This window comes from Pseudomonas sp. P4_C8 (genome assembly GCF_056401975.1).
In genome coordinates, this window is record NZ_JBFUIH010000021.1 from 1 (window position 1) to 23,177 (window position 23,177).

Below are 23,177 nucleotides of genomic sequence, written 5' to 3' on the forward strand. Positions count from 1 at the left end.
CAGGCACCAGGCCAAAGTAGGCAGCGAAGCGACGTGCATCGGCGAAGCGCTCCGGCTCGGTCTGTTTGGCCAGTATCGCCGTGGCGATGATCGGTCCGACACCGCGTACGGTCATCAGCCGTCTGGCTGTTTCATCCTCCTTCGCAGCKGCCTCCAAGCGACCGGTCAACACGTTGATCCGCTCGCCTAACTGACGCCATTCGCCCAGCAACTCGTCGATCAGCTCTCGCAACATGTCCGGCAGCGGTTGGGTGGCATCTTCCAGCACCCGAGGCAGGGTTTGACTGATAGCAACATCACCTTGTGCCAAGGCAACGCCATGTTCCATCAGTAGCCCACGCATCTGATTACTGGTGGCGGTGCGCCGACGTACATAACCTTGCCGGGCACGGTGCAATGCCTGCATTGCCAGGGCGGAGGCACTTTTGATCGGTACCGCGATAATTTTTTGGTCCCGGTTCGCACGCAAAATGGCCAACACATCGTTGCGATCATTTTTCGCGCCGGTGCGGTGCTTGGCTACAAGCTGGGCCGGCAGAATTCGCGCCAAATTGCCCTGAGCCTGTAGCTGTCGTGCCCAAGCTTGAGCACCTGGCCCGGTTTCCATCAGCACAACAATGTTGGGCGGCAGCTTGCGCAAAAAGGCGTGGAAAGCTTCACGCGATTTGAGGCGTTCTTCATAAAGCACCTGGCCCAGAGCGTCTTCGCCTGCGACCTGAAAGACCTGCTTGGCAAGATCGACCGCCACTGTCGTACAGGCCGACACATCGGTTGAAGACAGGGACTGTTTAAGCGTCGTATTCTTTTTCATGGACTCGCCCTCGCTGCCGTTGGCTTCTTAGACTGCCACCGTGGCGCATTGACGCCTCGGCGTGGGCGAGTCCATCCAATTACAAGGTCTTGGTGGTGCCAAACAACCGGCAAATCAGCGGGCGCTCGTCATACACCGTGCAGCCGTTCGGCCCAAGGTGCACGCAATTGAGCTCATCCATCGCCGCGTCCTGCTCGGCGCGAGTCTTGCGCGGCAGGCGGGACATTTCTTCCGGCGAGGTGGTCACCGGCCCACAGCAGTCATGGCAGCCGGGCACACACTCGAACGAGGGGATCTGCTGTCGTAGCGTACGGATTTTCTGACTGTTGCAGCTCATTGAAGCGGTGACCAAAAGCGGAATAGAGCGCGATTCTGAAGCAAAGGCACGGATCCATACAGCAGCAGCCGACCAATGTTGCCCGCATCCGAAGGTCCGGCTTATGCTCCGTCAAATTTTCCAGACGCCAGAATCGGGAACACGCACATGAACGCCGGTGCTCAGCAATCCGTTCCAAGCCACCAGCACATCGCCTCTTACTACGCCGCCAGCAGCCTGCCGCAACCCGACTATCCGGTGCTCAGAGGTGATCTGGTGGCGGATGTGTGCGTGGTCGGCGGCGGGTTCTCCGGGCTGAACACAGCGCTTGAACTGGCTGAACGTGGTTTGAGCGTCATCCTGCTCGAAGCCCACAAAATCGGCTGGGGCGCCAGCGGGCGCAATGGCGGGCAGTTGATTCGGGGTGTCGGTCATGGCCTTGATCAATTCGCGAAGGTGATCGGCGCAGACGGCGTGCGCCAGATGAAACTCATGGGCCTTGAGGCCGTGGAAATCGTCCGACAGCGCGTCAAGCGTTTTCAGATCCCCTGCGACCTGACCTGGGGTTATTGCGATCTGGCCAACAAGCCCCGCGAACTCCAAGGCTTCGCCGAAGACGCCGAAGAGCTGCGCAGCCTCGGTTACCGTTATGAAACCCGCCTGCTGCAGGCCAATGAAATGCACTCGGTGGTGGGTTCCGACCGTTACGTCGGCGGCCTGATCGACATGGGCTCGGGGCATCTGCATCCGCTGAACCTGGCACTGGGCGAAGCGGCGGCGGCCCAGGAAATGGGGGCGATACTGTTCGAACAATCGGCGGTCACCCGAATCGATTATGGCCCGGTGATTAAAGTCCACACGGCCCAAGGCTCGGTCCGTGCGAAGACGCTGGTATTGGGCTGCAACGCCTACCTCAATGAACTCAACCCCGAACTCAGCGGCAAGGTGCTGCCGGCAGGCAGCTACATCATTGCCACCGAGCCGTTGAGCGAAGAACTGGCGCACGCCCTTCTGCCGCAGAACATGGCGGTCTGCGATCAGCGGGTGGCACTGGATTACTACCGACTCTCGGCGGACCGACGCTTGCTGTTTGGTGGCGCCTGCCACTATTCAGGCCGCGATCCGAAAGACATCGCCGCGTACATGCGCCCGAAGATGCTGGAAGTCTTCCCGCAATTGGGCTCGGTGAAGATCGACTATCAATGGGGCGGGATGATCGGCATCGGCGCCAACCGGCTACCGCAGATTGGCCGGCTTAAAGACCAGCCGAATGTGTATTACGCCCAGGCCTATTCCGGTCATGGGGTGAATGCCACGCATTTGGCGGGCAAGTTGCTGGCTGAGGCGATCAGTGGGCAGCAGGGTGGCGGGTTTGATCTGTTTGCCAAGGTGCCGCACATCACCTTTCCGGGTGGCAGGCATTTGCGTTCGCCGTTGTTGGCGTTGGGGATGTTGTGGCATCGGCTGAAAGAGTTAGTCTGAGGGATTGATGGCGCCTGTACTGGCGCCATCGCGAGCAGGCTCGCTCCCACAGTTGATCTTTGGTGCTCACAAATCTGTGTTCGCTGAAGATCCAATGTGGGAGCGAGCCTGCTCGCGATTGGCCCGAAAGAACACCACAAAAATCAGATCCTCCAGAAAGGCTTAAGCCCCTCCTCCCGCGCCTGCTCCCGCGTCAGCCCCACATCCCTGAGCTGCTCCGGCGTCAGCGCCAGCAACGCCTTGCGCGTGTGCAGACGATGCCAGAACAGACCCCAGCGACTCAGGCCGGACGGCGCATTGCGCATCTGCGCCTCACGTGCACCGTTGTCTTGCCCTCTCACCAGTTCCTGACTGTGTAACGTCAGCCGCACATCGCTCAAGCCGTTCATTTGATTGCTCCTGTTTACTTGGGTAGCCAGAGCTTTCATGATGCGTGGACGACGAAAAGCATTACAGATTCAACAAGCGAGTATTAATTCCATACAGATTTTGCGTTCCTGCGTCTGAATCCTGATTTTTGCCTCGATCTGTATTGGTTTACCGAATCACCCACACCGAGACTGCACCATGACCCTTTACGTCAACCTCGCCGAATTGCTCGGCACGCGTATCGAACAGGGCTTCTATCGCCCCGGTGACCGACTGCCCTCGGTGCGGGCACTGAGTGTCGAACATGGCGTCAGCCTGAGCACCGTGCAGCAGGCCTATCGCGTGCTGGAAGACAGTGGTCTGGCGACGCCAAAACCCAAGTCGGGCTACTTCGTGCCGGTGGGGCGCGAACTGCCGGAGCTGCCAGCCATTGGGCGCCCGGCCCAGCGACCGGTGGATATTTCGCAATGGGACCAGGTGCTGGAACTGATTCGCGCGGTGCCACGCAAAGACGTGGTGCAACTGGGTCGCGGCATGCCGGACATCACCACCCCGACCATGAAGCCGCTGCTGCGCAACCTCGCGCGTATCAGCCGCCGCCAGGACATGCCCGGTCTGTATTACGACAATATCCACGGCACCCTCGAACTGCGCGAGCAGATCGCGCGCCTGATGCTCGATTCCGGTTGCCAGTTGAACGCCAGCGATCTGGTGGTCACGACCGGGTGCCATGAAGCGTTGTCCACCAGCATCCGGGCGATCTGCGAGCCGGGGGACATCGTGGCCGTGGACTCACCGAGCTTTCACGGCGCCATGCAAACCCTCAAGGGGCTGGGGATGAAAGCGCTGGAGATTCCCACCGACCCGCTCACCGGCATCAGTCTCGATGCGCTGGAACTGGCGCTGGAGCAGTGGCCGATCAAAGTCATACAGCTGACTCCCAACTGCAATAACCCGCTGGGCTACATCATGCCGGAGTCGCGCAAACGCGCGTTGTTGACGCTCGCACAGCGTTTCGACGTGGCGATTATCGAAGACGATGTGTATGGCGAACTGGCCTACACCTATCCGCGCCCGCGCACGATCAAATCCTTCGACGAAGACGGCCGAGTCCTGCTGTGCAGTTCGTTTTCCAAGACCCTTGCACCCGGATTACGCATCGGCTGGGTAGCGCCCGGCCGTTATCTGGAACGCGTGCTGCACATGAAATACATCAGCACCGGCTCCACCGCGCCACAACCGCAAATCGCGATTGCCGAATTTCTCAAGGCCGGGCATTTCGAGCCACATTTGCGGCGGATGCGCACGCAATACCAGCGTAATCGCGACGTGATGATCGACTGGGTCACGCGCTACTTCCCGGCCGGCACTCGCGCCAGCCGCCCACAAGGCAGCTTCATGCTGTGGGTTGAGCTGCCGGAAGGCTTCGACACCCTGAAACTGAATCGTGCGTTGCACGATCAAGGCGTACAGATTGCCGTCGGCAGCATTTTTTCCGCGTCGGGCAAGTACCGCAACTGCCTGCGCATGAACTACGCTGCCAAGCCAACGCCGCAGATCGAAGAAGCGGTGCGCAAGGTCGGTGCGGCGGCGATCAAGCTGTTAGCGGAAACTGACTGACTTTTCTCGGGAAACCAGCGTCCATATGCCGACACCTGCCGCCAATCGGAACGATCCCACTTGAGAGTCAGACAGCCCCTGCTCGCTCTTCTGCTATTCGCCTCGTTCCTCAGCGGCTGCGCCAGCGTTGATGTTCAGCGCCAGCCGAGCCAGGCGCTGCCCGCCAGTGACTCGGCGTTTGGCCGGTCGGTCCAGGCGCAGGCCGCGCCTCATGAGGGCCGGTCGGGCTTTCGCCTGCTGTCCGACAGCACCGAAGCCTTCACGGCCCGCGCCGAGCTGATCCGCAACGCGCAAAGCAGCCTCGATTTGCAGTACTACATCGTGCAAGACGGCATCAGCACACGAATGCTGGTGGAGGAACTACTCAAAGCAGCTCATCGCGGCGTGCGCGTCAGGGTCCTGCTCGACGACACCACCAGCGATGGCCAGGATCAGCTCATCGCCACCCTCGCTGCACACTCGAACATCCAGATCCGCGTGTTCAACCCGTTACACCTGGGTCGCAGCACCGGCGTGACACGCACCATGGGCCGCCTGTTCAACCTGTCACAGCAACACCGACGCATGCACAACAAGCTGTGGCTGGCGGACAACAGCATGGCGATCGTGGGCGGGCGCAATCTGGGTGACGAGTATTTCGATGCCGAGCCCAACCTGAACTTCACCGACATCGACATGCTCGGCGTCGGTCCGGTAGCCGAACAACTCGGGCACAGTTTTGATCAGTACTGGAACAGCGCGCTGAGCAAGCCGATCGAACAATTCCTGTCCAGCAAACCGACGGCCCGGGACTTGCAAAACACCCGAGCCCGCCTGGAGGCATCGCTCGCTGAGACGCGCAAACAGAACCATGCGCTGTATCAGCAACTGATGACCTTCAAGACGCACCCGCGCCTGGACATCTGGCGTCGAGAATTGATCTGGGCCTGGGGGCAGGCGTTGTGGGACGCACCGAGCAAGGTGCTGGCAGACGGCGAGCCAGACCCGCACTTGTTGCTGACCACGCAACTGGCACCCGAGCTCAACGGCGTGAGCAAAGAGCTGATCATGACCTCGGCCTACTTCGTCCCCGGCCAGCCGGGCCTGGTGTACCTGACCGGGCGCGCCGATGCCGGGGTATCCGTGAGTTTGCTGACCAACTCACTGGAGGCCACGGACGTACCCGCCGTACATGGCGGCTATGCACCGTATCGCAAGGCGCTGCTGGAACACGGCGTGAAGTTGTACGAACTGCGCCGCCAACCGGGTAAAGGCGGAGGCAGCGGGCCGCACTTTTTCGGACGCTCCACCTACCAGGGCTCCGACTCCAGCCTGCACAGCAAGGCGATGATCTTCGACCAGCAGAAATCCTTCGTTGGCTCGTTCAATTTCGATCCGCGCTCTGTGCTGTGGAACACCGAAGTCGGGGTGCTGGTGGACAGTCCCGAACTGGCTGCGCAGGTCCGCGAACTGGCCATGCAGGGCATGGCGCCAACGCTGAGCTATGAGGCGAAGCTGGAGGATGGTCAGGTTGTGTGGGTCACCGAAGACGACGGCAAGTTACATACCCTGACCAGGGAACCGGGGAGCTGGTGGAGACGTTTCAACGCATGGATGAGCACCACGGTCGGCCTGGAGCGGATGCTCTGACAGACGATATAAATCTCTGTAGGAGTGAGCCTGCTCGCGATGGCGGTGTGTCATTCGGCATCTGTATTGGCTTCACCAACCCCAATGCCCCCGCCGCCATCAGCAACGGCAACGCATGCCCGCTGATCCATTGGCTACCCGCCCCCGCCGCCAACGGTCCGACCAGGCAACCGATCCCCCATAGCTGCGCGACATGAGCATTGGCGCGCACCAGCGCATCGTCGCGATAGCGCTCGCCGATCAGGATCAGTGACAAGGTGAACAAACCGCCCGCACTGGCGCCAAACAGCACCCACAACGGCCAGATCAGCAGCGTGTCGATCAACAACGGGATCGCCAGGCTCGACAGCAGCAAGACCACTGCGCAGCCAGTGAAAAGCGTGCGGCGCGACAAGCGATCCGCCAGCGCACCAATCGGCAATTGCAGCAACGCATCACCGACCACCACGGTACTGACCATCGCCAGGGCGATGTCCGTGGTGAAGCCCTGACGCAGGCAATACACCGGCAACAAGGTCAGGATCATCGCCTCGAACGCTGCGAACAGCGACACCGCCCAGGCAATCGCCGGTAGGCCACGACAGAAAACCCACAAATCGCCGAATGTCACCCCACTCGCTTCGCTGGTGGGTGCACCGCTGCGACCCAACAACAGCAACGGTGCCGTCATCAGCAAGCCGACACCGACCCAAAATCCGTAATCGTGTTCAGTGCCCAGAACGCCCAGCAACACAGGCCCGGCGAGTTGGCTCAGCGCATAGCTGCAGCCATACAGCGCCACCAGCCGCCCCCGCCACTGTTCGACCACAAGCTGGTTGATCCAGCTTTCACCGAGAATGAACACCAGCGTCAGGATCACCCCGATCATCAGCCGCAATACCAGCCAGATCGGGTAACTCGGCAACAACGCCAGCAAACCGATGGACAACGCCCCGGCCCACAAGCACAGGCGCATCAGATTGGCCGTGCCCAGACGCGCGGCCAGATGGCTGGAGATCTTCGCCCCCAGCAAGACGCCAATGGCCGGCATAGCGGCCATCACGCCGATAGCGAACGAGCCGTAACCCCAGCTTTCCAGGCGAAACGATACCAGCGGCATGCTGACACCCAGGGCCAGGCCGACACTCAAGACAGACGCCAACACGGCGAAATAAGTCGCCCAACGCATCTTCCACGCTCCTGTGGATATTTTTTGGCACGACACAAACCAATGTGGGAGCGAGCCTGCTCGCGAAGAGGCCAGCACATTCAACATCACTGTTGACTGATACACCGTCTTCGCGAGCAGGCTCGCTCCCACAAGGGATCTACGTCGTTAAGAAAACCGACTTACAACTTGATCCAGGTCGCCTTCAGCTCGGTGTACTTGTCGAACGCGTGCAGCGACTTGTYGCGGCCGTTACCGGACTGCTTGAAGCCACCGAACGGCGCGGTCATGTCGCCACCATCGTACTGGTTGACCCAAACGCTACCCGCACGCAGCGCACGGGCGGTCAGGTGAGCCTTGGAGATGTCCTTGGTCCACACCGCTGCGGCGAGGCCGTACGGCGTGTCGTTGGCAATCGCGATAGCTTCTTCGGCGGTGTCGAAAGCAATGACCGACAACACTGGCCCAAAGATTTCTTCCTGAGCGATTTTCATCGCATTGCTCACACCGTCGAAAATCGTCGGCTCAACGTAAGTGCCACCGGTTTCCTGAAGCGTGCGCTTGCCTCCGGCCACCAGTTTGGCGCCATCGGCATGACCCGACTCAATGTAGGACAGCACGGTGTTCATCTGCTGGGTATCGACCAGCGCGCCGACGTTGGTCGCCGGATCCAGTGGGTTGCCCGGTTTCCAGGTTTTCAGGGCCTCGATCACCAGCGGCAGGAATTTATCCTTGATCGAACGCTCGACCAGCAGGCGCGAACCGGCGGTGCACACTTCGCCCTGGTTGAAGGCGATGGCGCCGGCAGCGGCTTCGGCAGCGGCTTGCAGGTCCGGGGCATCGGCGAACACGATGTTCGGGCTCTTGCCGCCGGCTTCGAGCCAGACGCGCTTCATGTTCGACTCGCCCGAGTAGATCAGCAATTGCTTGGCGATCTTGGTCGAACCGGTGAACACCAGCGTGTCCACATCGTTGTGCAGGGCCAGGGCCTTGCCGACGGTGTGACCGTAACCTGGCAGCACGTTCAGCACGCCTTTCGGAATGCCGGCTTCAACGGCCAGCGCAGCGATGCGAATGGCCGTCAGCGGAGATTTTTCCGACGGCTTGAGGATCACCGAGTTACCGGTGGACAGCGCAGGGCCGAGTTTCCAGCAGGCCATCATCAGCGGGAAGTTCCACGGCACGATGGCACCCACAACACCGACCGGCTCGCGAGTCACCAGACCCAGCTGATCATGCGGGGTGGCCGCGACTTCGTCGTAGATCTTGTCGATGGCTTCACCGCTCCAGCTCAGGGCTTGCGCCGCGCCGGGAACGTCGATGTACAGGGAATCGCTGATCGRCTTGCCCATGTCCAGGGTTTCAAGCAGCGCCAGCTCTTCTGCATTTTGCTTCAACAGGCCGGCGAAACGGATCATGGTGGCTTTGCGTTTGGTCGGCGCCAGGCGCGACCAGACGCCGGAATTGAAGGTGGAGCGAGCGTTTTCAACAGCGCGCTGGGCGTCGGCGGCGTCACAGCTGGCAATCTTGCCCAGCAGACGGCCATCGACCGGGCTGATGCACTCGAAGGTCTCGGCGGAGACAGCATCGGTGTATTCGCCATTGATGTAGGCGCGGCCTTCGATCTTCAGATCGCGAGCCCGTTGCTCCCAATCGGCACGAGTCAGGGTGGTCATTCGAGTGTCCTCCTCTTATTGAATACGAACGCTGCGCGGTCTTCGCGGGCGCTGTCAGGAATTCTGCCCGGCCAGCCTGCTTTTCGGCCCAAGGCAACTGTCACCCTAAACCAGCGGCAGGTGAAGTTTCAATATATTTGACATAAGGCCGTCAAACGGCCTTGCGATGTTCATTTTAATAAACATAGACTTTGATCTTTCAGGCAATCACGGGAAATTACAACAATGAATATCCAGGATGTCGTCGACTTCAGCCAGGCCACGACCGCGCCCGAGCGCTATCGGCCGGACCCGATGAAAGTCCTCAAGGGCGACCCGGAACAAGCGGTGTACAACCACTACAACAGCCCGTGCGGGCAGTTGAATGCTGGCGTTTGGGAAGGTGCAGTCGGGCAATGGACCGTGAATTTCACCGAACACGAATACTGCGAAATCGTTCAAGGGGTTTCAGTGCTGCGTGACAACGACGGCAACAGCAAAACCCTGCGCGCAGGTGACCGCTTCGTGATTCCGGCCGGGTTCCGGGGCACCTGGGAAGTGCTGGAGCCGTGCCGCAAGATTTATGTGGCGTTTGAGCAGAAGGCCTGAAGATTCAGGTTGTCCTGGCTGACCTCAATCGCGGGCAAGCCATGCTCCTACAGCGATCTGTGTCGATCACAAAACCTGTAGGAGCGAGGCTTGCCCGCGATGAGGCCCTGTCAGGCCCCACAATTCAGGCAACAAAAAAGGCCCGTATCTCGCGATACGGGCCTTTTTCGTAAGAGGGAAAAATCAATTACTTGATTTTGCCTTCTTTGTAGATCACGTGCTTGCGAACAACCGGATCAAATTTCTTGATCTCGATTTTGTCCGGGGTAGTACGCTTGTTCTTGTCGGTAGTGTAGAAGTGACCAGTACCGGCGCTCGAAATCAAACGAATCAATTCACGCATGATTAGCTCCCTTAGATCTTGCCGGCTTTGCGGATTTCGGCCAGCACGACAGTGATGCCACGCTTGTCGATGATACGCATGCCTTTGGCAGATACGCGCAGACGCACGAAACGTTTCTCTTCTTCAACCCAGAAGCGGTGATGCTGCAGGTTCGGCAGGAAACGACGACGGGTTTTGTTGTTTGCGTGGGAAATGTTATTCCCAGTCACCGGACCCTTACCGGTAACTTGACATACTCTCGACATGCCTCAGCCCTCTAAAACCACATGCCCAACCCGGCATGGGTTGGCCGCTTAATCTCTCAGTCATTTGGCGCCAGGCGCCGCGTTTCTTTAGAGGTCTTACCGGCTACACCTACAGTGAAGGAACCGGGCCCCTAGAAAAGAGCGCTGCTTTATACCAGAAAGACTGGAGAGCAACAACATTCCGTGTGCACAGACTTCATAAAAACCCCGTTTTTCGGGCCACGAGCGCCCTGGATAAAGGCTATCGTCGATAAAGACCACTCGTCGCAGAGAATCGGCCAACCCGCCGATTCAGGATTTTTTTCAGCCCATGCCCACTGAAAACAATCGCACATACTCCCCTTAAAATGAAAAAGGGGATAGTCATTTGCAAAAGAGCCTACTAGGGTAAGCCTTTTCCAGACTGCACTTGCAGATGGGCCTTCGATCTGTAAAGGAATCCGACCATGCGCCTCGCTGCCCTACCCCTCTTGCTCGCCCCATTGCTGCTGGGCCCACAGGCCATGGCCGCGGCCCTGACTGTCTGCACCGAGGCCAGTCCTGAAGGGTTCGACGTGGTGCAATATAACTCGCTGACCACCACCAACGCCTCCGCCGACGTGCTGATGAACCGCTTGGTGGACTTCGACACCGCCAGCGGCAAAGTGGTCGCCAGCCTCGCGGACAGCTGGGAGGTCACCCCCGATGGCCTGACCTACGTGTTCAAACTGCATCCGCAGGTGCCATTCCACCGCACCGAATACTTCAGCCCGACGCGTGACCTGACCGCCGAAGACGTGATCTTCAGCTTCGAGCGCATGCTCGACCCGGCCAACCCATGGCACAAAGTCGCCCAGAGCGGCTTCCCGCATGCGCAATCGATGCAATTGCCCGTGCTGATCAAGAAGATCGACGCACTGGACCCGCTGACCGTACGCTTCACCCTCGATCACCCGGACTCGACCTTCCTCGCGACCCTGAGCATGGGGTTCGCCTCGATCTACTCCGCCGAGTACGCCGACAAGCTGATGAAGGCCGGTACGGCGGAAAAACTCAACAGTCAGCCAATCGGTACCGGCCCGTTTGTGTTCTCGCGCTTCCAGAAAGACGCGTCAATTCGCTACAAGGCCAACCCGGACTACTTCGGCGGCAAGGTCTCGGTGGACCCGTTGATCTTCGCGATCACCCCGGACGCCAACGTGCGCTTGCAGAAATTGCGTCGCAATGAGTGCCAGATCGCCCTGTCGCCCAAGCCTCTGGACGTACAAGCCGCACTGAAAGAGCCAGAGCTTAAAGTGGAAAAAACCGACGCGTTCATGACCGCTTTCGTCGGCATCAACAGCCAGCACCCGCCGCTGGACAAGCCGGAAGTGCGTCAGGCGATCAACCTCGCCTTCGACAAGGCCAACTACGTCAAAGCCGTGTTCGAGGACACCGCCCAGCCCGCCAACGGCCCGTACCCGCCGAACACCTGGAGCTACGCCAAAAGCTTGCCGGGTTACCCGCACGACATTGAGAAGGCCAAGGCTTTGATGGCCAAGGCCGGCCTCAAGGATGGCTTTCAGACCACCATCTGGACCCGCCCTTCCGGCAGCACGCTGAACCCCAACCCGAGCCTCGGCGCTCAACTGCTGCAGTCCGACCTCGCGCAAATCGGCATTCAGGCCGAAATCCGGGTGATCGAGTGGGGCGAGCTGATCCGCCGCGCCAAGGCCGGCGAGCATGACCTGCTGTTCATGGGCTGGGCAGGCGACAACGGCGATCCGGACAACTTCCTCACACCGCAGTTTTCCTGCGCAGCGGTCAAGTCCGGCACCAACTTCGCCCGCTACTGCAATCAGGACCTGGACAAGCTGATCAGTGCTGGCAAGACCACTGGTGAGCAAGGTGTGCGCACCAAGCTCTATGAGCAGGCGCAGGCGCAGATCCAGCAGCAGGCGCTGTGGCTGCCGTTGGCGCACCCGACGGCGTTTGCGCTGACGCGCAAGGATGTCGAGGGTTATGCGGTGAGCCCGTTTGGCCGCCAGGATTACTCGAAGGTCAACCTCAAGCCATAAGCACCAACACAAATCCTTGTAGGAGCTGGCTTGCCAGCGAAGGCGGCGGCACATCCAGCATCGATGTGACTGACACACCGCTTTCGCTGGCAAGCCAGCTCCTACAGGATCTTGCTTGACTCCCCTTCCTCCTACATCCACCCGTACTCGGCCATGGACAGCGGGTCGCCGTCGCCGATGATGAAATGGTCGAGCACCCGCACATCGATCAGGCCCAGCGCCTCCTGCAGGCGCTTGGTCAGCAATCGGTCGGCCTGGCTGGGGTCGGAGTTGCCCGACGGATGGTTGTGGCACAGGATCAGCGCAGCGGCGTTGTGAGCTAAAGCACGCTTGACCACTTGGCGCGGATAAACGCTGGTGTTGTCGATGGAGCCGCGAAATAGCACTTCAAAAGTCAGCACTTGATGCCTGGAATCCAGAAACAAACAGCCGAACACCTCGTGGGGCTCGTGGCGCAGCATCGATTTCAGGTAATCCCGAACGGCCTGCGGATTTTCCAGCGCTGATTTTTTGCGTGCGCACTCGGCCAAATGCCGCCGGCCCATCTCCTGCGCCGCTTGCAACTGAGCGAATTTCGCTGGCCCGAGCCCCAGTTGCCTGCTGAACGCGACCTGATCGGCCTCAAGCAATGAGCGCAGGCTGCCAAACTGATTCAACAGGTGTCGAGCCAGGTCCACCGCGCTTTTACCCGACACGCCGGTCCGTAAAAAAATCGCCAGCAATTCGGCGTCTGAAAGACTTGCCGAGCCCAACTCAAGCAGCCTCTCCCGCGGTCGCTCCGCCGCCGGCCAATCACGAATACTCATAGCACCTCCCTGGAATATGGGCGCCGCTGTTCCGTAGCGGTCGCTGTGATATCGTAGCCCATCTTTTTTGCTGGCGATTTCATCCCTGGGGAGGGGGTCTCGCCATGCAGTCATCAACGAAATGAAAGGCAGACCTATGCAGCGGCTGTATCGGAAACGCATCGTTCTGGGCGTCGGCGGCGGCATTGCTGCCTACAAGAGTGCCGACCTGGTTCGCCGCCTGATCGACCAGGGCGCCGAAGTGCGCGTAGTCATGACCCGTGGCGGCAGCGAGTTCATCACCCCGCTGACCATGCAGGCCTTGTCTGGACACCCGGTTCACCTCGACCTGCTGGACCCGGCGGCTGAAGCTGCAATGGGCCACATCGAGCTGGCCAAATGGGCCGATATGGTGCTGATCGCCCCCGCTACCGCGGACCTGATCGCCCGTCTGGCACAGGGCATTGCCGACGACCTGCTGACCACGCTGGTGCTGGCCACCGACGCCGTGGTCGCTGTCGCCCCGGCGATGAACCAGGCCATGTGGCGCGATCCGGCGACCCAGGCCAACCTGCAAACCCTCGAAAGCCGCGACATCAAAGCCTTCGGCCCAGCCTCCGGCAGCCAGGCCTGCGGCGACGTTGGCCTGGGCCGCATGCTCGAAGCCGTCGAACTCGCCCAGTGCGCGGCGGACTGCTTCCAGCGCCAGGCGCTGACCGGCAAACACGTGCTGATCACCGCCGGGCCGACCCAGGAAAACATCGACCCGGTGCGTTACATCACCAACCACAGCTCCGGGAAAATGGGCTTCGCCCTGGCCGAAGCCGCGGTAGAAGCCGGTGCCCGCGTAACCCTGATCACAGGCCCGGTGCACCTGCCAACGCCGGATCGCGTCACGCGCATCGACGTGGTCAGCGCCCGCGACATGCTCGCCGCCTGCGAAGCCGCGATTCCTTGCGACCTGTTCATCGCCTCGGCAGCGGTCGCAGACTACCGTCCGGAAGTCGTGGCCCCACAGAAACTCAAGAAAGACCCTACGAACGGCGACGGCTTGTTGCTACAGATGGTGCGCAACCCGGACATCCTGGCCACCATCGCCATGCGCCCCGACCGTCCGTTCAGTGTCGGTTTCGCTGCCGAAACCGAACACTTGCTCGACTACGCTGCCCGCAAGTTGAAAGACAAGAACCTCGATTTGATCGTCGCCAACGACGTCGCCAACCCGAGCATTGGCTTCAACAGCGAAGAAAACGCCTGCAGCGTGATCGACCGTGAGCTTCACGCCACACTTTTCGCCCAGACCAGCAAGAGCAAGATTGCTCGCCAGCTGATCACTTTTATCGCCGAACGTCTGAACCAGGTTTAATTTACATGCACGCTTTGCAAGCCAAGATCCTCGACCCCCGCATCGGTACCGAATTCCCGTTACCGCAGTACGCCACGCCAGGCTCCGCCGGCCTCGACCTGCGCGCCATGCTGGAAAAAGACATTGTCATCAAACCGGGTGAAACCGTGCTGATCCCGACCGGCCTGTCGGTCTACATCGGTGATCCGGGCTTGGCTGCCCTGATTCTGCCGCGCTCTGGCCTGGGTCATAAGCACGGCATTGTGCTGGGCAACCTGGTCGGCTTGATCGACTCCGATTATCAGGGCCCGTTGATGGTGTCCTGCTGGAACCGTGGCCAGACCGAATTCACCATGGTCGTTGGCGAGCGTCTGGCTCAATTGGTGCTGGTACCAGTGGTTCAAGCGCATTTCGAGATGGTCGAAGAATTCGTCGAAACCCAGCGCGGCACGGGCGGTTTCGGACATTCCGGCAGCCATTGATGACTTCATTGTGGGAGCGAGCCTGCTCGCTCCCACAGGTTTGTTGCTGAGGTAGCACAAGCTTCATTTGAAAGTTTTATTGCTGAAAATCAAGGCATTGCCGGCCATATACTTGCCGGAGTTAGTGACATGGCCTTTTCGCACCACGAACTCTCTGTGAAAAACGCCGTCATACCCTTCAGTTTGAGCCGGCCGAAGCGTACCAAGCAGGCCTGTCCAGTCACTTTCGAGATGGAGCATTCCTACAGATGAACACCCCCGCCCAAGTCGCACCCAAGTTCCCCGACAGCATCTTTCGCGCCTACGACATTCGCGGCACCGTCCCGGAGTTCTTGAACGCTGAAACCGCTTACTGGCTCGGTCGCGCCATTGGCGCCCAAAGCCTGGCGCAGGACGAGCCAAACGTTTCCGTTGGTCGCGATGGTCGCCTGTCCGGCCCGGAACTGGTCGAACAACTGATCAAAGGCCTGGCCGATGCCGGTTGTCACGTCAGCGACGTCGGCCTGGTACCAACGCCGGCGCTGTACTACGCCGCCAACGTACTGGCCGGTAAATCCGGGGTGATGCTCACCGGCAGCCACAACCCGTCGAACTACAACGGCTTCAAGATCGTCATCGCTGGCGACACCTTGGCCAACGAACAGATCCAGGCCCTGCACGACCGCCTCAAGACCCACAACCTGAGCAGCGGCAAAGGCAGCGTGACCAAGGTCGAAATCCTCGACCGCTACAACACCGAAATCGTCCAGGACATCAAACTGGCCCGTCGCCTGAAAGTCGTGGTCGACTGCGGCAACGGCGCGGCCGGCGTGATCGCCCCGCAACTGATCGAAGCGCTGAATTGCGAAGTCATCCCGCTGTTCTGCGAAGTCGACGGCAACTTCCCGAACCATCATCCAGACCCGGGCAAGCCTGAAAACCTCGTCGACCTGATCGCCAAGGTCAAGGAAACCAAGGCCGACATCGGCCTGGCCTTCGATGGCGATGGCGACCGTGTTGGTGTGGTGACCAACACCGGCAGCATCGTCTACCCGGACCGCTTGCTGATGCTGTTCGCCCGCGATGTTGTGGCGCGCAACCCTGACGCGGAAATCATCTTCGACGTCAAATGCACCCGTCGCCTGATTCCGCTGATCAAGGAATATGGCGGTCGTCCGTTAATGTGGAAGACCGGTCACTCGTTGATCAAAAAGAAAATGAAACAATCCGGCGCGCTGTTGGCCGGTGAAATGAGCGGGCACATCTTCTTCAAGGAGCGCTGGTTCGGTTTCGACGATGGCATTTACAGCGCCGCGCGGCTGCTGGAGATCCTCAGCAAGGAAAAATCCACCGCGCAAGAGCTGTTCGAGACCTTCCCGAACGATATTTCTACGCCTGAAATCAATATCCATGTGACCGAAGAGAGCAAATTCAGCATCATTGATGCACTGCACGATGCGAAGTGGGGCGAAGGCGCTGACCTGACCACCATCGACGGCGTGCGAGTCGACTACGCCAAAGGCTGGGGCCTGGTGCGCGCCTCCAACACCACACCGGTGCTGGTGCTGCGTTTCGAGGCCGATGATGAAGCTGAATTGCAGCGCATCAAGGACGTGTTCCACACCCAGCTGAAACGTGTTGCACCTGACCTCCAACTACCGTTTTGATTGATTGAAGCGCATTTTATTGAAGTGCCGGAGCCCTGAATGACCCTCGAACGCGAAGCCGCCGCCAACACCGCCAAGGTCCTGTCCGAAGCGCTGCCTTACATTCGCCGCTATGTCGGCAAGACGCTGGTGATCAAATACGGCGGCAACGCGATGGAAAGCGAGGAGCTGAAAACCGGCTTCGCCCGCGACATCGTGCTGATGAAAGCCGTGGGCATTAACCCGGTGGTGGTTCACGGTGGCGGCCCGCAAATCGGCGACCTGCTCAAGCGTCTGTCGATCGAGAGCCACTTTGTCGATGGCATGCGCGTCACCGACGCCGCGACCATGGACGTGGTGGAAATGGTCCTCGGCGGTCAGGTCAACAAGGACATCGTCAACCTGATCAACCGTCACGGCGGCAGCGCCATCGGCCTGACCGGTAAAGACGCCGAGCTGATTCGCGCGAAAAAGCTCACCGTCACCCGCCAGACCCCGGAGATGACCCAACCGGAAATCATCGACATCGGCCATGTTGGCGAAGTAGTCGGCATCAACACCGATCTGCTGAACCTGCTGGTAAAAGGCGATTTCATCCCGGTAATCGCGCCTATCGGTGTTGGCGCCAACGGTGAGTCCTACAACATCAACGCCGACCTGGTGGCCGGTAAAGTCGCCGAAGCGTTGAAAGCTGAAAAGCTGATGCTGCTGACCAACATCGCCGGCCTGATGGACAAGTCGGGCACGGTCTTGACCGGCCTGACGACCCAGCAAGTCGACGATTTGATCGCCGACGGCACCATCTATGGCGGCATGCTGCCGAAGATCCGTTGCGCGCTGGAAGCGGTTCAGGGCGGTGTTGGTAGCTCGTTGATCATTGATGGTCGGGTTCCGAATGCGATTTTGCTGGAAATCTTCACCGATACTGGTGTGGGTACGTTGATCAGTAATCGCAAGCGCCCTTAAGCAGTACATACAAAAAGACCCCGCTCAGCCTGGCTGAGCGGGGTCTTTTTTTGCCTGCGATCCCTGTGGGAGCAAGGCTCGCCCGCGATGAACGATAACGCGGTGCATCTGATACACCTCGGCGTATCAATCGCGGGCAAGCCTTGCTTCTACAGGTCGGTGCTAGACGCCGAACTGGGCGCGGTACGCCTCTACGGCCGGCAAATGCTGCTTGAGCTGCGGATCGTCCGCCAGGAATTCGAGCACCTGGTTCAGCGAAACGATGCTGATCACCGGAATGCCGAAGTCACGCTCCACTTCCTGGATCGCCGACAACTCACCGTTGCCACGCTCCTGACGGTTCAGGGCGATCAGCACGCCCTTGGCCTTGGCGCCGTCCTGGGAGGCGATGATCTGCATCACTTCACGTATTGCGGTGCCGGCGGTGATCACGTCGTCGATGATCAGCACGTCGCCGGTCAGTGGTGCGCCGACCAGGCTGCCACCTTCGCCGTGGGCCTTGGCTTCTTTGCGGTTGAAACACCACGGCAGATCGCGCCCGTGATGTTCGGCCAGGGCCACGGCGGTGGTCGCTGCCAGCGGGATGCCTTTGTAGGCCGGGCCGAACAGTACGTCGAACGAAATACCGCTCTCGACGATGGCTGCCGCATAGAAACGACCCAGCTGTGCAAGGGCCGAACCCGTGTTGAACAGGCCGGCATTGAAGAAGTAAGGACTGGTGCGCCCGGACTTCAGGGTGAACTCACCGAAGCGCAAAACGCCGCGATCGATGGCAAAACGAATGAAATCGCGCTGATACGCTTGCATGAAAAAAACCCCAAATACCACGGATTTAGCTAATTAGGTTGACGCCGTGTATCATACACGCACGCGATTTTTGGGGCCATTTATGCGGATCATCAGTGTGAACGTCAATGGTATTCAGGCTGCAGTCGAGCGTGGTTTGCTCAGTTGGCTGCAAGCACAGAATGCCGACGTCATCTGCCTGCAGGACACCCGCGCCTCCGCCTTTGAACTGGACGATCCAGCCTTCCAACTGGATGGCTACTTCCTTTATGCCTGCGAAGCCGAAGTTCCTGCCCAAGGTGGCGTGGCTTTGTATTCGCGGTTGCAACCGAAGGCAGTCATCAGCGGTCTCGGCTTCGAGACGGCCGACCGCTACGGGCGTTACCTGCAAGCCGATTTCGACAAGGTCAGCATCGCGACCTTGCTGCTCCCTTCGGGGCAGAACGGCGATGAAGACTTGAACCAGAAGTTCAAGCTAATGGACGACTTCGCCCGTTATCTGGATAAACAGCGACGCAAACGTCGCGAGTACATTTACTGTGGCTCGCTGTACGTGGCGCAACAGAAGCTGGATATCAAGAACTGGCGTGACAGCCAGCAATCTCCGGGCTTCCTGGCACCTGAACGTGCCTGGATGGACGAGATTGTCGGCAACATGGGGTATGTCGATGCCCTGCGCGAAGTCAGCCGTGAAGGCGACCAGTACAGCTGGTGGCCGGACAACGAACAGGCTGAGATGCTCAACCTGGGCTGGCGTTTCGACTACCAGTTGCTGACCCCGGGCCTGCGCCGCTTTGTTCGTAGCGCACGCCTGCCACGTCAGCCGCGGTTCTCGCAGCACGCACCGCTGATCGTGGACTACGACTGGACGCTGACCATCTAAGCCCTTTTTCGCAGACAAAAAGCGGACATCGCTCAGACCTGTGAAAATCCGGCAGTCAGCCAGCCAAAAAAAAAATGCCCGTATCGCAAGATACGGGCATTTTTTATGGATCGTTAACAGTGATCGAACCTTCAAGCAGCGGCAAAGAACGGCAGCGCAAGGTACAACTTGATCACGATGACATTAATGATGTCGATGAAGAAAGCCCCCACCATTGGCACCACCAGGAACGCTATCTGCGAAGCCCCGAAGCGCTGTGTCACCGCTTGCATGTTGGCGATGGCCGTTGGCGTGGCACCCAGACCAAAACCGCAGTGCCCTGCCGCCAGTACCGCCGCATCGTAGTTGCTACCCATGACCCTGAACGTCACGAAAATCGCAAACAGTGCCATGACCAACGTTTGCGCTGCCAGGATGATGAAGAACGGCAAAGCCAGTGAAGCCAGATCCCACAACTTGAGCGACATCAGAGCGATCGCCAGAAACAGCGACAAGCTGACATTCCCCAGCACGGAGACTTCACGCTCAAACACTTGATACAAGCCAAGTGCTGAAAGCCCGTTCCGTAAAACCACACCCACGAACAAGACGCAAACGAAGGTCGGCAACTCAAATGCGGTTTCGCGCAGCGCGCCATTCAGGAGAGAGCCTGCCAGCAGGCTGACCGCGATCAGAGCGAGTGTCTCGATAAACGTAAATGGCGTGATCGAGCGCTCTTTGTTCGGCTGCTCAAAGCCCTTTGGCATCCGTGGTTTTTCTTGCTCAAAGCCGGGTGTCTGGACACGCTTGATGAGCAGGCGAGCGACCGGACCACCAATCAAACCGCCCAGCACCAAGCCAAACGTCGCAGAGGCCATTGCAAGTTCAGAGGCGGAAGCCAGACCAAACTTCTCACTGAACGTCGCTCCCCACGCCGCGCCTGTACCGTGACCGCCCGACAACGTAATCGAGCCGGTCAGCAGACCCATCAAGGGATCGAGCCCCAACGCCTTTGCGAGCCCGATGCCCATGGCATTCTGGACCACCAAAAGCCCAGTGACGACCAGTAGAAAAACCCCCACTACACGCCCGCCTTTCTTCAAGCTGGCGAAGTCTGCACTCAAGCCAATGGTGGCAAAGAACGCCAACATCAAGGGAGTTTGCAGTGAAGTATCAAACCGGACTTCAATGTCAAAGGTGCGCAAAGTCAACAGAACCAGGGCAACCACCAAGCCGCCTGCTACGGGCTCCGGGATATTGTAGGCGCGTAAAAAACCAACACGTGCGACAAGTCCGCGCCCCAGTAACAGTACTAAAGAGGCGGCCACAAGTGTTCCGTAAAAATCGAGCTGAATCATTGGGATATTCTTGGATATATATTCAGGGGCGAACTTTTTACCTGGACACGCCCCTTGAACAGGTTGATTGTCTCAACACTGATTGGTTTAGATTCAAGGACCGTCAATGGTCTGAATATATCGAAATATTTCTTGATGAAATTTACTTGCGGCAACTTTATCAACCACCAAGTCGAGTTGCCAGCGCATAGGCAGTGATGAAGCTTTGCAGTTGTGACTAAAAGTGTAAGAGCGACATATATACATGCGCGGTAAATATTTACGGCGCCTGAATACCGCAAATGGCAACCACCATAAATGGCTAGAGAAATTAATCTGTTGTTACAAAACAAATGCCCCGAGAGTTCGGGGCATTTGTTTTAAACCGCGGCTAACTGCGTTTTCACACAGTCTGAATGCTGTGGGTTGCTTGTGCGCACTGACTTTTCAATGCGGGAGCCGCGCTGGTCGTTATTTGATCAGGCGCCAGGTGAATGGGTAACGATAGGGAAACCCTTCATTAGCCTTCACGCCAGCAATGATCGTCAGCACCAACGCACCAATCGCAACCAGACCCAACAGGAAGAACCCGACGATCACCACCATCAGCAAGAAGCAGATAGCGGAAGCAATGGCGACGGTGATCTGAAAGTTCAGCGCTTCCTTGCCCTGCGCATCAACGAACGGGTCCATCTCACGCTTCATCTGCCAGAGAATCAGCGGGCCGATCAGCGTACCGAACGGAATCCAGATCCCCAGCAAGGCGGACAAGTGACAAAACATCGCCCACTGCCGAACTTCTTTGCTCGGGGTGGGAAGAACCTGTTGCTCGTCACTCATAACGCCCTCCTTGTGTGGTTCCATCCGATCAGTCGGCCAGTGCAGCCTTCTGCAAGTCGAAGATTTCGGTCATGCCTTTCTTCGCCAGTTCCAGCATAGCGTTCAGCTCTTCAGGCTGGAATGGTGCGCCTTCGGCAGTGCCCTGGACTTCGATGAAGCCGCCCGTGCTGGTCATCACCACGTTCAGGTCGGTCTCGGCAGCCGAGTCTTCCAGGTAGTCGAGGTCAAGCACAGGCTCGCCCTGATACATGCCCACGGAAACGGCAGCGATCATTTGCTTCAACGGGTCGCCGCCTTTCAGGCCGCCGCGCTTCTTGATCACTTTCAAGGCATCGACCAGCGCAACCATGGCGCCGGTGATGGACGCGGTGCGGGTGCCGCCGTCAGCCTGGATCACGTCGCAGTCGACGTAAAGGGTGACGTCGCCCAGCTTGGACATGTCCAGCGCAGCGCGCAGGGAACGACCGATCAGGCGCTGGATTTCCAGGGTACGGCCGCCTTGCTTGCCGCGGCTCGCTTCACGCTGGTTACGCTCGCCGGTGGCGCGCGGCAGCATGCCGTATTCGGCGGTCAACCAGCCTTGGCCCTGACCTTTGAGGAAACGCGGTACGCCGTTTTCGACGCTGACGGTGCAGATGACTTTGGTATCACCGAACTCGACCAGTACAGAACCCTCGGCGTGTTTGGTGTAGTTGCGGGTAATGCGGATCGAGCGGAGCTGATCGGCAGCGCGACCACTTGGACGTTTCATAGGGAATACCTGTACGGGGGACGGAAAACTGCCGAGCATTATAGAGCCGCCGGCCACGACTGGGCACTTCTAAAAAATTCACCCGACGACCGAAGGCCCTGAACCGCGCTTTGCCGACGGCTTGCAGCCCTTTGTCACAGCGTGTGTTTGGGCGCATCCGCCCCACTGCGCTACAATCCTGCGCCTTTGCTGCCTGTCGGCTTTCATTCACAGATATCGGGTCCGCGAAACCTTTGGTAACGCATCGACCTGACTTGCGAGGTACCTCCATGGTGCACAGCATGACCGCCTTCGCCCGCGTTGAAAAAGCCGGCACCCAAGGCACCCTGAGCTGGGAACTGCGCTCGGTCAACAGCCGCTACCTGGAGCCGCACTTGCGCCTGCCGGAATCCTTTCGCGACCTCGAAGGCGCAGTCCGCGAGGCCCTGCGCCAGGGCATCTCCCGGGGCAAGCTTGAGTGCACCCTGCGTTTCACCGAAGAAAACACCGATAAACCGCTGCAAGTGGACCGCGAGCGCGCCGCACAATTGGTCGCCGCCGCCGAGACGATCGCCGGTCTGATCAAAAATCCAGCAGCGCTCAACCCGCTGGAAGTGCTGGCCTGGCCCGGCGTGCTGGTGGGTGATGCCACCGACCCGCAAGCCTTGAATGCCGAAGCATTGGCGCTGTTCAACGAAGGCCTGAAAGAGCTCAAGGCTGGCCGCGAGCGCGAAGGCGCGGAGCTGGCACGGCTGATCAACGATCGCTTGACCTCCATTGAAGAAGACGTCGTCACCCTGCGCGAACTGGTTCCGCAGATGCTCGCCACCCAACGCCAGAAAATCCTCGACCGCTTCGCCGACATGAAGGCCGACCTGGACCCGCAGCGGCTGGAGCAGGAAATGGTCATGCTCGCGCAAAAGAGCGACGTCGCCGAAGAACTGGATCGCCTGAGCACTCACATCATCGAAGTTCGCCGGGTGCTCAAATCCGGTGGCGCTGCTGGTCGGCGCCTGGACTTCCTGATGCAGGAACTCAACCGCGAAGCCAACACACTGGGCTCCAAAGCCTTCGACCCGCGCAGCACCCAAGCGGCGGTCAACCTCAAAGTGTTGATCGAGCAGATGCGCGAACAAGTGCAGAATATTGAGTAAGGC

At 59.3% G+C, this 23,177-nt stretch carries 21 protein-coding genes and 2 pseudogenes; 11 read left to right on the forward strand and 12 right to left on the reverse strand.

From position 1 onward, the window contains the following. Both AC1DWM_RS14730 and AC1DWM_RS14735 read right to left on the reverse strand, forming a co-directional pair. The coding region (locus AC1DWM_RS14730; RefSeq protein WP_477795545.1) for an IS110 family RNA-guided transposase at positions 1-766 on the reverse strand (766 nt) is incomplete at its 3' end. Between the two features lie 127 nt (positions 767-893). Then, positions 894-1,148: pseudogene (locus tag AC1DWM_RS14735) on the reverse strand (YkgJ family cysteine cluster protein); the annotation flags it as partial. A gap of 147 nt (positions 1,149-1,295) precedes the next feature. On the opposite strand from AC1DWM_RS14735, the gene AC1DWM_RS14740 reads away from it, so the two are divergent. Then, on the forward strand, positions 1,296-2,609 hold the full coding sequence (locus AC1DWM_RS14740; RefSeq protein WP_223521192.1) for an NAD(P)/FAD-dependent oxidoreductase: 1,314 nt from the start codon (positions 1,296-1,298) through the stop codon (positions 2,607-2,609). 143 nt (positions 2,610-2,752) lie between these two features. Here the strand turns inward: AC1DWM_RS14740 and AC1DWM_RS14745 are convergent, their stop codons facing one another. Then, positions 2,753-2,998: a DUF1127 domain-containing protein gene (locus AC1DWM_RS14745; protein ID WP_223521193.1), complete on the reverse strand. Its 246-nt coding sequence runs from the start codon at positions 2,996-2,998 to the stop codon at positions 2,753-2,755. Between the two features lie 178 nt (positions 2,999-3,176). On the opposite strand from AC1DWM_RS14745, the gene AC1DWM_RS14750 reads away from it, so the two are divergent. Together AC1DWM_RS14750 and AC1DWM_RS14755 are read left to right on the forward strand one after the other, a co-directional pair. Then, positions 3,177-4,598 (forward strand): aminotransferase-like domain-containing protein, encoded by a 1,422-nt coding sequence (locus AC1DWM_RS14750; RefSeq protein WP_477795500.1) that lies wholly within the window; start codon positions 3,177-3,179, stop codon positions 4,596-4,598. Positions 4,599-4,658: 60 nt separating this feature from the next. Continuing rightward, complete coding sequence (locus AC1DWM_RS14755; RefSeq protein ID WP_477795501.1) at positions 4,659-6,227, forward strand: phospholipase D-like domain-containing protein; 1,569 nt, start codon at positions 4,659-4,661, stop codon at positions 6,225-6,227. On the opposite strand, the gene AC1DWM_RS14760 is transcribed toward AC1DWM_RS14755, so the two are convergent. Next, positions 6,181-7,395, reverse strand: coding sequence for an MFS transporter (locus AC1DWM_RS14760; RefSeq protein WP_477795502.1), 1,215 nt, complete (start codon positions 7,393-7,395; stop codon positions 6,181-6,183). The genes AC1DWM_RS14755 and AC1DWM_RS14760 overlap by 47 nt on opposite strands. Before the next feature lie 161 nt (positions 7,396-7,556). Continuing rightward, the gene (locus tag AC1DWM_RS14765; RefSeq protein WP_477795503.1) at positions 7,557-9,050 is read right to left on the reverse strand and encodes an aldehyde dehydrogenase; all 1,494 of its coding nucleotides are present in this window, start codon (positions 9,048-9,050) and stop codon (positions 7,557-7,559) included. Between the two features lie 225 nt (positions 9,051-9,275). On the opposite strand from AC1DWM_RS14765, the gene AC1DWM_RS14770 reads away from it, so the two are divergent. Then, entirely contained in the window at positions 9,276-9,638 is a 363-nt protein-coding gene (locus tag AC1DWM_RS14770) for a cupin domain-containing protein (RefSeq protein ID WP_223521198.1), read from the forward strand. Positions 9,639-9,825: 187 nt separating this feature from the next. Here AC1DWM_RS14770 and rpmG read toward each other — a convergent pair whose 3' ends face one another. Both rpmG and rpmB read right to left on the reverse strand, forming a co-directional pair. After that, entirely contained in the window at positions 9,826-9,981 is a 156-nt protein-coding gene (gene rpmG, locus AC1DWM_RS14775; protein WP_007894709.1) for a 50S ribosomal protein L33, read from the reverse strand. 11 nt (positions 9,982-9,992) lie between these two features. Further along, positions 9,993-10,226 carry a 50S ribosomal protein L28 gene (gene rpmB, locus AC1DWM_RS14780; protein ID WP_007894701.1) on the reverse strand — a complete coding sequence of 78 codons (234 nt, stop codon included), beginning with the start codon at positions 10,224-10,226 and terminating at the stop codon, positions 9,993-9,995. A 446-nt stretch (positions 10,227-10,672) separates the two neighbouring features. Here rpmB and AC1DWM_RS14785 point away from each other — a divergent pair, with 446 nt between their 5' ends. Next, the gene (locus AC1DWM_RS14785; protein WP_477795504.1) at positions 10,673-12,262 is read left to right on the forward strand and encodes an ABC transporter substrate-binding protein; all 1,590 of its coding nucleotides are present in this window, start codon (positions 10,673-10,675) and stop codon (positions 12,260-12,262) included. Positions 12,263-12,393: 131 nt separating this feature from the next. Here the strand turns inward: AC1DWM_RS14785 and radC are convergent, their stop codons facing one another. Next, on the reverse strand, positions 12,394-13,068 hold the full coding sequence (radC, locus tag AC1DWM_RS14790) for a RadC family protein (protein ID WP_223521200.1): 675 nt from the start codon (positions 13,066-13,068) through the stop codon (positions 12,394-12,396). Between the two features lie 136 nt (positions 13,069-13,204). Here radC and coaBC point away from each other — a divergent pair, with 136 nt between their 5' ends. The 4 genes and pseudogenes from coaBC to argB all read left to right on the forward strand — a co-directional run bounded on the left by coaBC (position 13,205) and on the right by argB (position 17,465). After that, the gene (coaBC, locus tag AC1DWM_RS14795) at positions 13,205-14,413 is read left to right on the forward strand and encodes a bifunctional phosphopantothenoylcysteine decarboxylase/phosphopantothenate--cysteine ligase CoaBC (RefSeq protein ID WP_477795546.1); all 1,209 of its coding nucleotides are present in this window, start codon (positions 13,205-13,207) and stop codon (positions 14,411-14,413) included. Positions 14,414-14,418: 5 nt separating this feature from the next. Further along, positions 14,419-14,874 carry a dUTP diphosphatase gene (gene dut, locus AC1DWM_RS14800; protein WP_027926354.1) on the forward strand — a complete coding sequence of 152 codons (456 nt, stop codon included), beginning with the start codon at positions 14,419-14,421 and terminating at the stop codon, positions 14,872-14,874. Positions 14,875-15,143: 269 nt separating this feature from the next. After that, positions 15,144-16,520, forward strand: a pseudogene (locus AC1DWM_RS14805) (phosphomannomutase/phosphoglucomutase); the annotation flags it as partial. A 39-nt stretch (positions 16,521-16,559) separates the two neighbouring features. Next, complete coding sequence (argB, locus tag AC1DWM_RS14810) at positions 16,560-17,465, forward strand: acetylglutamate kinase (RefSeq protein WP_046030681.1); 906 nt, start codon at positions 16,560-16,562, stop codon at positions 17,463-17,465. A gap of 162 nt (positions 17,466-17,627) precedes the next feature. Here the strand turns inward: argB and pyrE are convergent, their stop codons facing one another. Beyond that, positions 17,628-18,272, reverse strand: a complete 645-nt coding sequence (gene pyrE / locus AC1DWM_RS14815; protein ID WP_077748578.1) for an orotate phosphoribosyltransferase — start codon at positions 18,270-18,272, stop codon at positions 17,628-17,630. 82 nt (positions 18,273-18,354) lie between these two features. Here pyrE and AC1DWM_RS14820 point away from each other — a divergent pair, with 82 nt between their 5' ends. Further along, positions 18,355-19,134 carry an exodeoxyribonuclease III gene (locus AC1DWM_RS14820; RefSeq protein ID WP_007934608.1) on the forward strand — a complete coding sequence of 260 codons (780 nt, stop codon included), beginning with the start codon at positions 18,355-18,357 and terminating at the stop codon, positions 19,132-19,134. 131 nt (positions 19,135-19,265) lie between these two features. On the opposite strand, the gene gltS is transcribed toward AC1DWM_RS14820, so the two are convergent. From gltS to rph, 3 genes are all read right to left on the reverse strand, one after another. After that, positions 19,266-20,471: a sodium/glutamate symporter gene (gene gltS / locus AC1DWM_RS14825; protein ID WP_223521201.1), complete on the reverse strand. Its 1,206-nt coding sequence runs from the start codon at positions 20,469-20,471 to the stop codon at positions 19,266-19,268. A 450-nt stretch (positions 20,472-20,921) separates the two neighbouring features. After that, complete coding sequence (locus AC1DWM_RS14830; protein ID WP_223521202.1) at positions 20,922-21,290, reverse strand: DUF4870 domain-containing protein; 369 nt, start codon at positions 21,288-21,290, stop codon at positions 20,922-20,924. Positions 21,291-21,318: 28 nt separating this feature from the next. Then, positions 21,319-22,041 (reverse strand): ribonuclease PH, encoded by a 723-nt coding sequence (rph, locus tag AC1DWM_RS14835; protein WP_071552787.1) that lies wholly within the window; start codon positions 22,039-22,041, stop codon positions 21,319-21,321. 269 nt (positions 22,042-22,310) lie between these two features. Here rph and AC1DWM_RS14840 point away from each other — a divergent pair, with 269 nt between their 5' ends. After that, entirely contained in the window at positions 22,311-23,174 is an 864-nt protein-coding gene (locus tag AC1DWM_RS14840; RefSeq protein ID WP_223521203.1) for a YicC/YloC family endoribonuclease, read from the forward strand. Positions 23,175-23,177: the final 3 nt, after the last annotated feature.